General features: G+C 70.1%; 14 protein-coding genes. 5 read left to right on the top strand and 9 right to left on the bottom strand.

Annotated elements, in window-relative coordinates; translation table 11 throughout:
- The first annotated feature begins 3 nt into the window (after nt 1-3).
- A complete protein-coding gene (locus PHA84_RS14195) occupies nt 4-510 on the top strand; it encodes a mycothiol transferase (protein ID WP_270888777.1) in 507 nt (168 codons plus the stop codon).
- Nucleotides 511-632: 122 nt separating this feature from the next.
- Here PHA84_RS14195 and PHA84_RS14190 read toward each other — a convergent pair whose 3' ends face one another.
- The 5 genes from PHA84_RS14190 to PHA84_RS14170 all read right to left on the bottom strand — a co-directional run bounded on the left by PHA84_RS14190 (nt 633) and on the right by PHA84_RS14170 (nt 3,427).
- On the bottom strand, nt 633-1,217 hold the full coding sequence (locus PHA84_RS14190) for an isochorismatase family protein (RefSeq protein ID WP_270888776.1): 585 nt from the start codon (nt 1,215-1,217) through the stop codon (nt 633-635).
- 93 nt (nt 1,218-1,310) lie between these two features.
- Nucleotides 1,311-1,997 carry a hypothetical protein gene (locus tag PHA84_RS14185; RefSeq protein ID WP_270888775.1) on the bottom strand — a complete coding sequence of 229 codons (687 nt, stop codon included), beginning with the start codon at nt 1,995-1,997 and terminating at the stop codon, nt 1,311-1,313.
- 104 nt (nt 1,998-2,101) lie between these two features.
- Entirely contained in the window at nt 2,102-2,512 is a 411-nt protein-coding gene (locus tag PHA84_RS14180) for a hypothetical protein (protein ID WP_270888774.1), read from the bottom strand.
- A gap of 51 nt (nt 2,513-2,563) precedes the next feature.
- On the bottom strand, nt 2,564-2,755 hold the full coding sequence (locus PHA84_RS14175; RefSeq protein WP_270888773.1) for a hypothetical protein: 192 nt from the start codon (nt 2,753-2,755) through the stop codon (nt 2,564-2,566).
- Between the two features lie 165 nt (nt 2,756-2,920).
- On the bottom strand, nt 2,921-3,427 hold the full coding sequence (locus PHA84_RS14170) for a DUF6584 family protein (protein ID WP_270888772.1): 507 nt from the start codon (nt 3,425-3,427) through the stop codon (nt 2,921-2,923).
- 207 nt (nt 3,428-3,634) lie between these two features.
- Between PHA84_RS14170 and PHA84_RS14165 the strand changes: the two genes are divergently transcribed.
- Nucleotides 3,635-5,506 (top strand): acyl-CoA dehydrogenase, encoded by a 1,872-nt coding sequence (locus PHA84_RS14165; protein WP_270888771.1) that lies wholly within the window; start codon nt 3,635-3,637, stop codon nt 5,504-5,506.
- A gap of 39 nt (nt 5,507-5,545) precedes the next feature.
- Here PHA84_RS14165 and PHA84_RS14160 read toward each other — a convergent pair whose 3' ends face one another.
- From PHA84_RS14160 to PHA84_RS14145, 4 genes are all read right to left on the bottom strand, one after another.
- Nucleotides 5,546-5,806, bottom strand: a complete 261-nt coding sequence (locus tag PHA84_RS14160; protein WP_270888770.1) for a DUF6458 family protein — start codon at nt 5,804-5,806, stop codon at nt 5,546-5,548.
- A gap of 156 nt (nt 5,807-5,962) precedes the next feature.
- Entirely contained in the window at nt 5,963-7,816 is a 1,854-nt protein-coding gene (locus tag PHA84_RS14155; RefSeq protein ID WP_270888769.1) for an NHL domain-containing thioredoxin family protein, read from the bottom strand.
- On the bottom strand, nt 7,813-8,610 hold the full coding sequence (locus PHA84_RS14150) for a carbon-nitrogen family hydrolase (protein ID WP_270888768.1): 798 nt from the start codon (nt 8,608-8,610) through the stop codon (nt 7,813-7,815). The genes PHA84_RS14155 and PHA84_RS14150 overlap by 4 nt, the downstream gene beginning before the upstream one ends.
- A 2-nt stretch (nt 8,611-8,612) precedes the next feature.
- Complete coding sequence (locus tag PHA84_RS14145) at nt 8,613-10,640, bottom strand: cytochrome c oxidase assembly protein (RefSeq protein WP_270888767.1); 2,028 nt, start codon at nt 10,638-10,640, stop codon at nt 8,613-8,615.
- Nucleotides 10,641-10,666: 26 nt separating this feature from the next.
- On the opposite strand from PHA84_RS14145, the gene PHA84_RS14140 reads away from it, so the two are divergent.
- The 3 genes from PHA84_RS14140 to PHA84_RS14130 all read left to right on the top strand — a co-directional run bounded on the left by PHA84_RS14140 (nt 10,667) and on the right by PHA84_RS14130 (nt 13,861).
- Nucleotides 10,667-11,521 (top strand): maleylpyruvate isomerase family mycothiol-dependent enzyme, encoded by an 855-nt coding sequence (locus PHA84_RS14140; RefSeq protein ID WP_270888766.1) that lies wholly within the window; start codon nt 10,667-10,669, stop codon nt 11,519-11,521.
- An 85-nt stretch (nt 11,522-11,606) separates the two neighbouring features.
- Entirely contained in the window at nt 11,607-12,164 is a 558-nt protein-coding gene (locus PHA84_RS14135) for a MarR family winged helix-turn-helix transcriptional regulator (RefSeq protein WP_270888765.1), read from the top strand.
- A 2-nt stretch (nt 12,165-12,166) separates the two neighbouring features.
- Nucleotides 12,167-13,861, top strand: a complete 1,695-nt coding sequence (locus PHA84_RS14130; RefSeq protein WP_270888764.1) for an MDR family MFS transporter — start codon at nt 12,167-12,169, stop codon at nt 13,859-13,861.
- Nucleotides 13,862-13,884: the final 23 nt, after the last annotated feature.

Below are 13,884 nucleotides of genomic sequence, written 5' to 3'. Positions count from 1 at the left end.
GCCATGACCCTCGGTGAGCTGTTGGTGGACGCCTTCGAGCGAGTCCGTACCGGCGCCGAGGAGGCTGTCCGGGGCCTCACCCCCGAGCAGCTCGCCCAACGGCCCAGCCCACGGGCCAACTCGATCGCCTGGCTCGTGTGGCACCTGACGCGCATCCAGGACGACCATGTCGCCGACGTGGCGGGCACGGAGCAGGTATGGCTGGCGCAGGGGTGGCACGAGCGGATGGGGCTGCCCTTCCGCCCGGACGACACGGGCTACGGGCACACCAGCGAGCAGGTGGAACAGCTACGCGGGCTCGACGCCGATCGGCTCATCGGCTACCTGGATGCCGTCCATCGCCAGACGGTCGGCTACGTGAGCGCGCTGACCCCGGACGACCTCGGCCGGGTTGTGGACGAGCGCTGGGACCCGCCGGTCACCCTCGGCGTGCGTTTGGTGAGCGTCGTCAACGACGACAGCCAGCACGTCGGACAGGCAGCATTCGTGCGGGGCCTCGTCAGGTCCTAGGTCCTGCCGCTCATAGTGCTGTCGCGCAGGCCCTTGAAGGCGCACCACGACGACAGCACCGTCGTGTGGGGCGGCTTGGCGCGACTCGGCTGCGCAGCGCGTGGCGCACGTCGCCGGCCGGTCTACTGCGCCTCAGCCGACTCAGCGTGCGCGACGGCCGTGAAGTCCACGTCCGCGGTGTTCACCGTCCCGGCCGTCCGACCGGGAGCCGTGTGGAACTTCCAGTAGAGGTTGGTGTGCGCGATGACCTTGTCGGGAGGAGGCGCCCCGAACGACGAGAAGTCGTCGGTTGTATGGGCGTCAGCCACGAGCGTCGCGTCATAGCCGCGGACGATGGCACCGTGCAACGTCGAGCGGATGCACTCGTCCGTCTGGGCGCCCGCAACGACAAGCCTCCCGATCCCGCGCTCGGCCAGCACCGTCTCCAGGTCCGTCTCCTCGAAGGAGTCGCCATACGACTTGTGCACCAGCGGCTCTGAACCCTGGCGCACCAGCTCGGGCACGTACTGCCAGCTCTCGCTGTCCCTCGGGAGCCCCTCACCGCTGTGCTGGACCCACACCACGTCGACCTCGGCGGCGCGGGCCTTGTCGACGAGGCTTCTGATGTTCTTGACGACAGCATCGCGCTCATAGGCCTCGGAGACGACGCCGTTCTGCACGTCGACGACCAGCAGTGCGGTGTTGGGTCTGTTCTGGAGCGTGGTCATGGGCCCTCCCCTGCGTTCGGCGGTCCCACCATGCTAGGTGAGACCGCCGACAGCGTGACCGCTGTTGTGGAGGCGCCGTGGGAAGGGCGCGCGTCAGGCGCGCGGCGCGGCACTCTGCGGACCATCGGGACCGTCCGGACCACCGTGCCAACCGGCTCCACCGGGCCCGCCCGGTCCACCGCCCGGGCGGGTGGTGAACGTCCTCAGGTCCTTGCTCACCTCGAGCCTGACCGGGGCGCCGGCCTTCGTCCCGAACACGTCATAGGTACCGTCGGCATCCTTGCGCACCGACGTCACGGTCACCGTCGAGTCCTTTGCCTTCACCGCGGCGGTGACGGTGGTGAGCTCTGTCCCGGTGACCGGGGTGTCCGCGCTGCCGGCGGGGCCACCCGGACCACCGTGACCCCCATGGTCGCCACGACCAGCTTCGGTGGTGATGGTCGCGAGGTCCTTGCTCACCTCGAGCCTGACCGGCGCTCCGGCCTTGGTGCCGAAGACGTCGTACGAGCCGTCAGCGTCCTTGCGCACCGAGGTCACGGTCACGGAGGAGTCTTTGCGCTTCACGGCCGCCTTGACCTTGTCCAGCTCCGTGCCAGTCACCGCCGTGTGCTGGCCGCCGCGCGTCTGGGGGCTGGACTCCGCCCCCGGAGCTGCCGAGTAGCTTCCCACGGCGGGGGTCGCCGACCGTGACGACGCATTGGCGAGGGCCGCGCCGGTCGCCACGAGGCCCGCCGCCGCCACCACCCCGCACACGGCCGTGACCACTGTGTTCTTCGACATGCTTCTCCCCATCTCGTCCTCGTCCGCCCAGCCCGCTGGCTGGATCGCGAGATCGAGCCTGGGTCCGAGGCCTGTGGCGGACCTGTGAAAGACGTTGGACCGGCCTACGAGAGGGGCCGTACGACGGGTGCCGGCTGCTGGTCGAGAGGGTCCGCGTTATCGGGGCGGCGCACGGCCAGCACGAGACCCACGATGCCGACCGGTAGGTAGAAGAGGCCGACAGAGAGCGCCGAGACGACACAGAAGACCACAACGGTGACGGCAGCCGCCTGGGCGACGAGCCGCAGAGGCGCGAAGACCGGCACGAGGCACAGCACGGCGGGCAGCAGCAGGACGGGCACGACCCCTGCGCCTTGGACCGAGAGGAGCGTGGTGCCCTGCTCGATGCACGAGAGCGTTCCGGCACCGGCATCGCGACACTCCTGTGAGCTCCCCGTGGGAAGGAGCAGCACCGAGAGCCCTGTTGCCAGAGCGAAGGCGCTCAGGAGGCCCCAAGGCCAGCGACGCGTGCGCACCCCTTCAGTGTGCGCCTCGTCCCGCGAACGGGTCGAGGACCGTGCGGTGCCTCACGCGGTGCGGCGCAGCACCACCATCTCGTCCGGCATGGGGATCACAAAGACGGCGGCGTCACACGCGGTGCAGCACAGACCGCCCGGGACGCCGTCGTCGTCCACAGGCAGGAGGAGCTGCTCCGAGGCACAGTCGTCACACCACGCCTGGGTCGCCTGCAGGAGAAGCAGATCCGCGATGTTTTCCATGGGAACGAGGGTGACACGAGGCACTGACAGCGCCCGGGTCCCACGCCGTCCAGGGCCGCACCCCTCCAGGTGCCGCGAGACGGGTGTTGGCGATCACCAGGTCAGCGCGATCCCGGGGCCGACGGCGTCATGGCCACCAGCCGGACCCAAGGGCAGCCGGCTGTGTCATCCTCCCGGCACGATCCAGCGGAGCAGCTGGACGAACCCGATCACCGCACACACCACGACAAGCACTGCCAGGACGACCGCGATGATGACGGCCGGGTCGATGCCGCCCGGCTTCTCCGACGGAACCACCGGCGCGGGCTGGTCGCGCTCAGCTCGCCGACGTAGCGCGTCGACCCTCTTGTTGCCCTCGTGGTCGCGGACCGAGCGCGGAAGGCTGTGCCACATCTGCACGAAGTTGTCCGAGTGGCGCTCCCGCCAGGCCTCGATGGCCTCGTCCACCTCGGCGCCGCGTCGCGTGGTGCCGAACCAGGCCGCGCCGGCGGCGGGTAGGTCGCGCATCCTGTGGTGGAGCTCGCCGAGCAGCTCGAGCGCCTCGGGGTCGTACTCGCCGGCCAGGTAGCCGAGCAGGCGGTCCCGGGCCTTCCACTCGCGGCCGGCGGCGAGGTCGGCTTGGGCACGCGCCAGCGCGCCGTGGGGGGCGGGCATCTCGCTGTGCTGGCTCACACCACGGCAGTATGCCGTGTCCGCGCGACGGCGGTCGTCGGCGGTCGCCGCGTCGGCGACCCGGCTCCGCTCAGTGGCGCAGAGTCGGGTGCGCCCGGGAGATAACCCGGAGGACTTGCGTTCGTTACCGGCGGGTAGCACCATGGAAGTTACCGGTCAGTATCCCGCTGGCCAGGGGCGACGTACGACGACGCGGAGGTGCCCGTCATGGGCCACTACAAGAGCAATCTTCGTGACCTGGAGTTCAACCTCTTCGAGGTCTTCGGCCGGCAGGACGTCCTCGGCCAGGGGCCGTACGCGGAGGTGGACGAGGACACTGCGCGAGAGATGTTGAAGGAGGTCGCCCGGCTCTCGGAGAACGAGCTGGCAGAGTCGTTCGCAGACGCCGACCGCAACCCCCCGGTCTACGACCCACAGACGCACTCCGTGGCCATGCCCGAGAGCTTCAAGAGGTCCTACCGGGCGTATGTCGACTCAGGCTTCTGGGGCGTGGACGTCCCCGGCGAGCTGGACGGCACGGTTGCTCCGCCGAGCCTCAAGTGGGCCATGAACGAGATGGTGCTCGGCGCGAACCCGGCGATCGCCATGTTCGCGGCCTCGTACTCGTTCGGCCGGCTGCTCTACATCCTGGGCAACGACGAGCAGAAGAAGCTGGCCCGTTGGATCGTCGAGAAGGGCTGGCACTGCACGATGGTGCTCACGGAGCCGGACGCGGGCTCGGACGTCGGGGCCGGGCGCACCAGGGCGACTCCCAACTCCGACGGCACGTGGAACATCACGGGGGTCAAGCGGTTCATCACCTCGGGTGAGTCCGACCTCACCGACAACGTCGTCCACTTCGTTCTTGCGCGGCCCGCGGGCGCTGGTCCGGGCACCAAGGGACTGTCCCTGTACATCGTTCCCAAGTTCCAGGTGGACGTGGAGACGGGCGAGCTGGGGGAGCGGAACGGCGCCTACGTCACCAACCTCGAGCACAAGATGGGGTTGAAGGTCTCCACGACCTGTGAGGTCACGTTCGGCGACAGGGAGCCTGCGGTCGGCACCCTCCTCGGCGACAGGCACGACGGGATCGCGCAGATGTTTCGCGTCATCGAGCACGCGCGGATGCTCGTGGGAACCAAGGCCATCTCGACGCTTTCCACCGCCTACCTGAACGCCCGCGACTACGCCAAGGAGCGGGTCCAGGGAGCGGACCTGACCCAGCAGAACGACAAGTCCGCCCCGCGCGTCACCATCACGCACCACCCTGACGTCCGCCGGTCACTCATGACGCAGAAGGCGTACGCCGAAGGCCTGCGCGCCCTCGTCATCTACACCGCGACCCAGCAGGACGTCGTCGACCAGGCCTTCCTGGAGAACGGCTCCGAGGAGCTGGACCCGCAGAGTGCGGCCGCGATGGCGAACCGGCTCAACGACCTTCTCCTGCCGATCGTCAAGGGTGTCGGGTCGGAGCGCGCCTGGGTCCTGCTGGGGACGGAGTCGCTGCAGACCCTGGGCGGGTCCGGGTTCCTGCAGGACTACCCCGTCGAGCAGTACATCCGCGACGCGAAGATCGACACGCTCTACGAGGGCACGACAGCCATCCAGGGCCTCGACTTCTTCTTCCGCAAGATCATCCGCGACAAGGCTCAGGCGCTCGCGCACCTTGCGCTGCAGATCCAGGAGTTCGCCAAGGCGGACGACGGCACGGCGTTCCTGCGTACCGAGCGTGAGCTGCTGGGCAAGGGGCTCGAGGACGTCCAGGCGATCCTGGGCTTCATGGTGGGCGAGCTGATGAAGTCGGACCCGCGCCAGGAGGGGGGCGATCTCCGCAACCTCTACAAGGTGGGCCAGAACACCTCCAGGCTGCTGCTCAGCGCAGGGGACCTCGTCATCGGCTGGCTGCTGCTTCGCCAGGCCGACGTGGCGCAGAAGGCGATCGACGGCGGCGCCAGCGGCAAGGACCTCGACTTCTACACGGGCAAGGTGGCGGCCGCGTCGTTCTTCGCCCGTACGGTGCTTCCGCGCATCGCCGCGGAGCGTCAGGTGGCCGAGGCCACGGACAATGCCCTCATGGACGTACCCGAGTCGGCCTTCTGAGCCACGGGCCACCCCCTCGCCGACGAAGTGGTCGAAGTGTCAGGCGCGGGGGTCCACATCCACCTCGTCGACGCGGGTGCCGGTCGAGGGGTCGGTGTGGCTGACGCGGCGCGACGAGTAGCCGGGTCCACCGACGTTGCGGCGGTTCGCCAAGACGAGGGAGAGAAGGATGGCGAGGACCCCGGCGGCCATGCAGATCCAGCCGATGGCAGCGAGGTTGACCGCGTCGACGGACGCGTTGAGGGCGAAGGTCAGGATCGCGCCGACGACGATGAGAAAGATGCCGACTCCGATGTACATGCTCACTCCTGGTGTTTCGCGGGCTTGGGGTGACCCGACCCTTCGACTGTAGCCCCAAAGTCCGTGACCTGCGGGAACGCGACGCGGATCCTGACATTTCCGCGCGCATGGGACGCCGCGACAGATAGCGCACCACATCCCACGCCGGGCCGCGTCTCAGACGCCGCGCAGGTCCAGCGTCAACGTGTCCGCCGCACCCGCGGTGAGCACCACCGGGATCCCCCAGTCCTGTTGGAAGAGGTGGCACGCGGCGTGCTCGGGCACCTCGCCGGTGACGGGGTCGCCGTCGCAGGCGGCGGCCTGCACGGACACGTGGAGCACCCCGTCAGTGACGGATCGGTCCAGCTCGAGCTCCCTGGTCAGCCCGCGAGCGCTGCCGCCACCCGACCGCAGCAGGGACTCCGGCGTCGCGGAGACCATGAGCCGCGTGGGATCGCCCCACCGATGGTCCAGCTTCTGACCGGTCGGCGGTGTGAACCCGACGTTCAGGGTGACCTTCCCCGGAGCCAGCTCCGTGGGGGGCCGCTTCGTGTGGTGCGCCAGGCCGTCCACACGCACGGCGTGGTCCGGCAGCGGCACCCGTACCAGCTGGTGCGAGGCCGACTCCGCTACGAGGAGGGTCGCCGTCGCGCCCGGGGCTGAGCCCTCCACGAGAGCGTCCGAAGGCTCCCGCAGCCCGGTCGCGAGCGTGCTGACCTCGTCGGTGACAGGGTCGAACCGGCGGATAGCACCGTTGTACGTATCGCTCAGGACCACGGAACCGTCGGGCAGGGCGGTCACGCCGAGTGGATGCTGGAGCAGGGCCTGTGACGAGGGACCGTCCCGGTGCCCGAAGTCGAAGAGGCCCTGCCCCACATGCGTCGTGACGACGAAACCGTCGTCCGTCAGGTCCAGGGAACGCAGGGCCGATGTCTCGGAGTCCGCTACCCACAACCTGCTGCCGTCCGCGGACGTGGCGAGCCCCGACGGCTGCGCGAACCAGGCCTCGTCCGCGGCACCGTCCCGGACGCCTTCTGCCGACGTGCCGGCCAGGACCGCCACGGTGTTCTCCGCCGGGTCGGCGGCGAGATGCAGGGCCCAGAGCTGGTGAACCCCTGCCATGGCGATGACCACGCGGTCGATGAACCAGGCCAGGTCCCACGGCGTCGACAGCTGCTGTCGCAGGGCAGGTCCGCTGCCGGAGCGTTCACGCAGCTGCGTGCCCGTCCCGGCCAGAGTCGTCCACAAGCCGTCGGACAGACGTAGGCCCTTGACCTGGTGGTGCACCGAGTCGGCCACCACGGCGTCGTACCCCACGCGGGCCGCCGTCTCGCGGGGCAGCACCAGCACACCTTGCGGCTCGTTCAGCTCGCCCGGACCACCGAACCGTCGACGCTCGGTCTGCAGGTCGGCCTCGAGCCATACGACCTCGTGGTGGGCGGTGTCCGACACGAGGACGGACCCGTCCGCCAACGCGGCCACCTTCCCGGGAAACCGCAGCGCGGTCTCGGCGGGCTCGGGTGCGACGTACGGGGAGTCACCCCGGCGCAGCGTGCCCTTGGTGCGGTGCTCCTCGACGAGCTCCTCGACGAGGGTCGAGAGCCCGTGCCCGTGCCCCTCGCCCGACATCGAGGCGACGATGTAGCCCTCGGGGTCGATGACCACGAGAGTCGGCCACGCCCGCGCGGTGTAGGCCTGCCACGTCACCAGGGATGGGTCGTCGAGCACGGGGTGGTGGACCGCATACCGCTCCACGGCCGCGGCCAGAGCCTCGGCGTCCGCCTCGTGCTCGAACTTGGGCGAGTGCACTCCGACGAGGACCAGGGAGTCGGCGTACTTCTCCTCCAGCGGCCGCAGCTCGTCCAGCACGTGCAGGCAGTTCACGCAGCAGAAGGTCCAGAAGTCGAGGACGACGATCCGCCCCCGCAGGTCAGCCAGCGACAGCGTGGCACCGCCCGTGTTGAGCCAGCCACGCCCGACCAGCTCCGGCGCTCGCAAGCGGGTCGCCGACCTCGCCACCGACGTCGTCACAGTCGCCGGTCCTGGAGGACCGGGAACTGCTCGCGCCACGCGGAGACCGCGTCGAGGTCCAGCTCGACACTGAGGACCTGCTCGTCGGTCCCAGCCATCGCCAGCGCCTCCCCTTTGGCGTTCACCACCTGCGAGTGGCCGCCCATCTCGGTCCCCGCGTGTGTCCCGGCCGTGTTGCAGGCGACCACGACGCACTGGTCCTCCACCGCCCGCGCGTGCGCGAGCAGGGTCCAGTGCCGCACGCGCGCCGCCGGCCAGGCCGCCGGAACGATGAACGCGATGGCACCCGCGTCGAGCTGGAGCCGGTAGAGCTCCGGAAAGCGCAGGTCGTAACAGGTGGACAGGCCGGCCCGGCCACCGCCGGGCAGGTCGACGAGGACGACCTCCTCACCGGCGTCCATCAGCCTGGGTTCACCCGAGCCGAAGCCGAAGCGGTGGATCTTGCGGTAGGTCGCCAAGAGGTCACCGTCCCTCCCGTAGACCAGCGACGTGTTCCATAGCCCGTGGCCGTCCGGTCCCAGCTCGCCGGAGGCCGGCCGCTCCACGATCGAGCCCGCGTGGAGCATGACACCGGCCTCGCGCGCTGCTGCCGCCATCGCCTGGCCGACGGGACCGTCGACAGGCTGCGCGCGAGCCTCCCACTCTCGGTAGGCGAAACCGCCGGCCGCCCACAGCTCCGGCAGCACCACGAGGTCGTGACCGGCCTGGGCCCGCACCAGGTCGGCAACCCGTGACACCCGCTCCTCCATGGGCTCGCCGTCACCGTAGGCGACCTGGAGCACAGCAACCCGCATCGTCAGCCTCTTTCCTCGGCTCGCTTCTTGAGCTCCTGCAAGTGTGCGTTGTACGCGGCGAGCTCGGCATCGCCGTCCCGGTCTGCCTGGCGGTCACGGCGGGTCGTCTCGGCCCGGTCGGAGCGCACCCAGGCGATGGCGACCATGAGGGTCAGGGCCAGCGTCGGCGCCTCTCCGATGCCCCACGCGACCGCTCCCGCCTGCTTCTGGTCGCCCAGCACGTCGGTCATCCACGGCAGGTGCAGCGCCTCGAAGAAGCCGGGCGCGAGGACCGTGGTGCTCCCCGTCATGACGACCCCGAAGAAGGCGTGGAAGCTCATGGTGGCGAAGAGCACGACGAGGAGCATCAGGGGCGGCCACTTCCGCGGTCCAGGGTCGGCCCCTACCAGGACCCAGACGAACAGGTACCCGCTGAGCAGGAAGTGCACCAGCATGAGGACGTGCCCGGTGTGGGTTCGCAGCGCCAGCTCGAACAACGGGGAGTAGTAGAAGACGGCGAGGCTGAGGAAGAACAGCGCCGCCGCGACCACCGGGTTGGCGAGCCACCGGAAGACGTGCGAGTGCACCACCTGCAGGATCACCTCCCTCGGGCCCCACGTCTGGTCGGGGCGGGCCGGGATGGCGCGCAGCGCGAGCAGGATCGGGGCTCCCGGCACCAGGAGCAACGGCACGAGCATCGCGACCACCATGTGCATCACCATGTGCATGGAGAAGAGGACCCGGCCGTAGACACCCGGAGCGCCGCAGACGGCATAGACGAAGACCAGCCAGCCGAGGACCCACAGGAGTATGCGGTGCACGGGCCAGGCGTCGCCGCGGCGTCGCAGTCGTAGCACGCCGGCGACGTAGAGCCCTACGGCGACGGCGGCCAGCGCCACCCAGAGCCAGTCGGTCGTCCATGTGCTGAACCAGCTCGCCGAGGTCAGTGCGCGTGGCGCCGGGTAGCCGGTGAGCTCGTAGGCGGCGGAGGCGTCCTGGACGGGTGTGTCCGGGACTGGGGGTGCGCTGCGGGCAAGCGCGACAGCAGTGCCGGTCGCGATCCCCATCACCACGAGCTCCGCCAGGACCAGCCTGGTGAAGGCGGCGGTGGACCCGCTCGCCAGCCGGGCCAGCAGCGAGCGCCGGTGCCACCAGCCAGCGGCCCCCAGGAGCACCAGGGAGGCAGCCTTGACCACCAGCAGAGCGCCGTACCGGGTGGCCAGGTCGCTCCAGCCCCCCACCCGGATGAAGCCGCTCTGCACCCCGGAGAGCGCGACGGCCGCGAAGCACCAGCCGGCGAGCACGGAGAACCGCTGGGCGGTCGCCGCAAGGTCCCTGCCAAGCGTCGGCCGCATCACCGCAAGACCCAGTAGGCCCCCGACCCAGAGCGTCACCCCGGCGAGGTGGACCGCGAGCGCGTTCACGGCCGTCGCATGGTCTGCCGCCCCGGCCGCGTGGCCGCCCAGGGCCAGGGGCAGCACAGCGACCAGGGCAACCGTGGCGAGCCACGCCATGGCAGCCCTGCTGGTCGCCACTAGGGCGCACAGCGCCACCACGGTGACCAGGCCGGTGGAGATGAGTTCGACGCGGATGGTCTCCAGGCCCCAGGCGAACGACGTGAGCTGCTGGACGAAGGTCGCGTCGGACAGCGGGGTCCCGCTGAGGTCCGCGAACGCGAACACCGTGCCGACAGCGCCGGTCAGCGCCCACATCCATGCGCTCACCGCGGCCAGCCTCGTGGCCGTGAGGCGCCGATGCGTCCGCGTCGTCTCCGGCATGAGGAAGGCCGCGTGCACCAGGAGGCCCACCGTCGCCGCCGCGCTGACGTCGTGGAGGACCCGCGCGTAGAGCACGCCCCAGCGGACCACCGCGCCAGGGTCCCCCAGGTCCGGCTTGGCGGCTGCCAGGCCGACCGCGGCAGCCAGCGGGAGCATCCCGAGCGCCGCCACAGCGACCACCACCAGCGGCGCGCGGGTCGCGTGAGCCGTGGCGGCCGACCCGCTCTGGGGCCCCGCGGCCGTCACGCCCGCCGTCCCAGCGGAGGAAGTCATGCGGACAGCCTAAGTAGGGTGGGCCCATGCCCCTGCACCCGGCAGCACCCGAAGACCTGCCCGGCCTCGTCGCGGCCTACCAGCAGACGACCCAGGCGGTGATCGACCTGGGACGCAGCTGTGGCGACGCCGACTTCGACCTGCCCACCGCCTGCCCCGGCTGGTCGGTCAAGGACCAGATCTCGCACGTCGTCGGGCTGGAGTCCTGGCTCCACACCGGAGAGACGCCCAGCGCCACGGTCCCCCACTACGCCCACGTGCGGAACGAGGCGGGCCGCTTCGTGGAGCGGTCGGTAGAGGTACGTCGGACGATGCTCGGCGCCAAGGTCGTCGACGAGCTCGAGACCGTCGTGGCGCGACGGGTGGAGCAGTTCAGCGCTCCCGAGATGACGCTGGAGACCCCGGTGCGCGGAGCGTGGGGTCCGGGGCCCGCGGGCGAGAGCCTCAAGACCCGCATCCTCGACATCTGGACCCATGAGCAGGACATCCGCCAGGCCCTGGGACGGCCCGGGAACCTCGACTCCGGCGGGGCGGCCGTGTTCATGTCCGTGCTCTTCGACGCGCTGCCCAGGCTCGTCGCCCGGGACGCCGCCATCGAGCCGGGGAACGTGGTGATCTTCGACGTCACCGGACCGGTCCTCGGCCGCGCCGGCGTCTGGGTGGATCCCGAGGAGGGCGGCAAGCCACGCGGCATACCGCTGTTCTCGGGCATCGCGCACGACGGCGACCCGCACGACACCTTCACCACCATCACGCTGTCCACCGATGCGATCACCCGGCGGGCCGCCGGCCGCGGTGGCCTGGACGACATCCACTTCACCGTGCACGGCGACGACGAGGTCGCCCGGCGGGTCCTGGAGAACCTCGTCTTCGTCCCGTAGCCTGCCTGGCCGCAGTTGTTTGCGCCATACAAGCATCGCGTGATATTTGTATGGCGCAAGCAACCTCCCCGGTCCAAGGAACGTCATGCCGTCCACCCACCTCGACCCGCAGAGTGCCGACCGCGTCAGCCGAGGCCTCATCCGGGTCATGAAGCTCATGCAGGTGATGCGTCATCACGCGCCGCGCATCCACCCTGCGGTCGACGCTGCCGCGTACCCCCTGTTGTTCAACCTGGCCGCGGAGCCGAGGCGGGTCTCGGCGCTCGCCGACTGCGTCCATTCCGACGTCTCCACGGTGAGCCGGCAGGTGAGCACCCTCGTCGGGCATGGCCTGCTGGAGAAGCTCAGCGACCCTGACGACGGGCGGGCGCAGGTCGTCCGGCTCAGCGACGAGGGACACGAGCTCCTCAGCCGGATCCAGCAGCACCGCAACGCCTGGTTCGGCGAGCTTCTCTCGGACTGGACGGTGGACGAGGCCGCAGCCTTCGCCGCCCAGCTCGAGCGCTTCGCCGCGACCCTGGAGGGCGCCCGCGAGCAGGCCACCGGTCGCGGACGCAACATAGAGGCGAGCACCACCGGCACCACCACTGCACAGCCCACCCTCGCCGTCGCCGCAGGCGACCCGACACCATCGGAGCACTGACCATGGCAGCCACCGCCCCCGCGCGGACCGACGGGCCCCTCACCCACCGTCAGATCGTCACGATCCTGGTGGGTCTGATGATGGGGATGTTCCTCGCCGCCCTCGACCAGACCATCGTCGCCACGGCGATCCGAACCATCGCGGACGACCTGAAGGGGCTGGACGAGCAGGCCTGGGCGACGACGGCGTACCTCATCACCTCGACCATCGTCACCCCGCTCTACGGCAAGCTCTCCGACATCTACGGCCGGAAGAAGTTCTTCTCCACCGCGATCACGATCTTCATCGTCGGCTCCGTGCTCTGCACCCTCTCCCAGTCGATGCTCCAGCTCGCGTTCTACCGAGCGATCCAAGGTCTGGGCGCCGGCGGCCTGTTCTCCTTGGCACTGGCCATCATCGGTGACATCGTGCCGCCTCGCGAGCGCGCCAAGTACCAGGGCTACTTCCTGGCCGTGTTCGGTACCTCGAGTGTCCTGGGCCCGGTCATCGGCGGCTTCTTCGCCGGGCAGAACACCCTGCTCGGGATCGACGGCTGGCGCTGGGTGTTCCTCGTGAACGTCCCCATCGGCATCGCCGCGCTGCTCGTCGTCTCCAGGACCCTGCACCTGCGCCACACGCGGCTGGACCACCGGATCGACTGGTGGGGTGCGGCCATGCTGACCGTCGGGCTCGTCCCGCTCCTGCTCGTCGCCGAGCAGGGCCGCGACTGGGGCTGGGGCTCCGGACGGTCGGTCCTGTGCTACGGCGTCGGTCTCGTCGGCGTGGTGGCGTTCCTGCTCGTGGAGCGGGCGATGAAGGACGAGGCCCTGCTTCCCCTCACCCTGTTCCAGGAGCGGACGGTGGCCGTCGCCTCCGGGGCCTCGGTGCTCATCGGCATGGCGATGTTCGGTGGGTTGGCGTCGCTGCCGCTCTACCTGCAGATCGTGAAGGGAGCCAGCCCCACCAAGGCCGGCCTGCTGCTGCTCCCACTCACGCTGGGCATCATGGGCGGCTCGATCCTCTCGGGCCAGATCATCAGCCGCACGGGCCGCTACCGCAGGTTCCCGATCATCGGCTCGGCCCTGCTCGCCCTGGCGTTGTTCGCCTTCCACTACGTGCACGCCGACACTCCGCTGTGGCAGACGATGATCGTCATGGTGTTCTTCGGGCTCGGCCTCGGCTTCAACTTCCAGCCGCTGACCCTGGCGGTGCAGAACGCCGTGTCGCCCCGGCTCATCGGCGTCGCGACGTCGTCCGCCACGTTCACCCGTCAGATCGGCGGCACCCTCGGCACGGCCGTGTTCCTGTCGATCCTCTTCTCCACCGTGCCGGACAAGATCAGCGCGGCCATGCAGCGCGTCGCGCCGACCAGGGAGTTCCAGACCGCGCTCCACGACCCCGCCAACGCACAGTTCGCGAAGAGCCTGCAGGCCGCTCAGTCCGGCGGCTCCGGTGCCGGGTCGGCAGGCGGCGTCCTGAAGGACTCCTCCTTCCTGACGAACCTCGACGCCCGCCTGGCGAAGCCGTTCCTCCAGGGCTTCTCGGACTCGATGGACCTGGTGTTCCTCGTCGGGTCGGGCGTGATGCTCATCGGCTTCCTCGTCATGCTGCTGCTGCCGCACGTCGAGCTGCGAGGCGGGTCGGCCTACTCCGAGCGCGGCAAGGCCGACCAGGCCGACGCCGACGCAGCGGCAGCTCACGCGGCGCCCTCCGCCTAGCGCCCTCCGCCTAGCGGCCTCCG

This window comes from Pedococcus sp. 5OH_020 (genome assembly GCF_027812955.1).
In the GTDB taxonomy this organism is placed as follows: Bacteria; Actinomycetota; Actinomycetes; order Actinomycetales; family Dermatophilaceae; genus Pedococcus.
The sequence above is the reverse complement of the archived record's forward strand: the minus strand, read 5'-3'. Positions and strand labels throughout refer to the sequence as shown.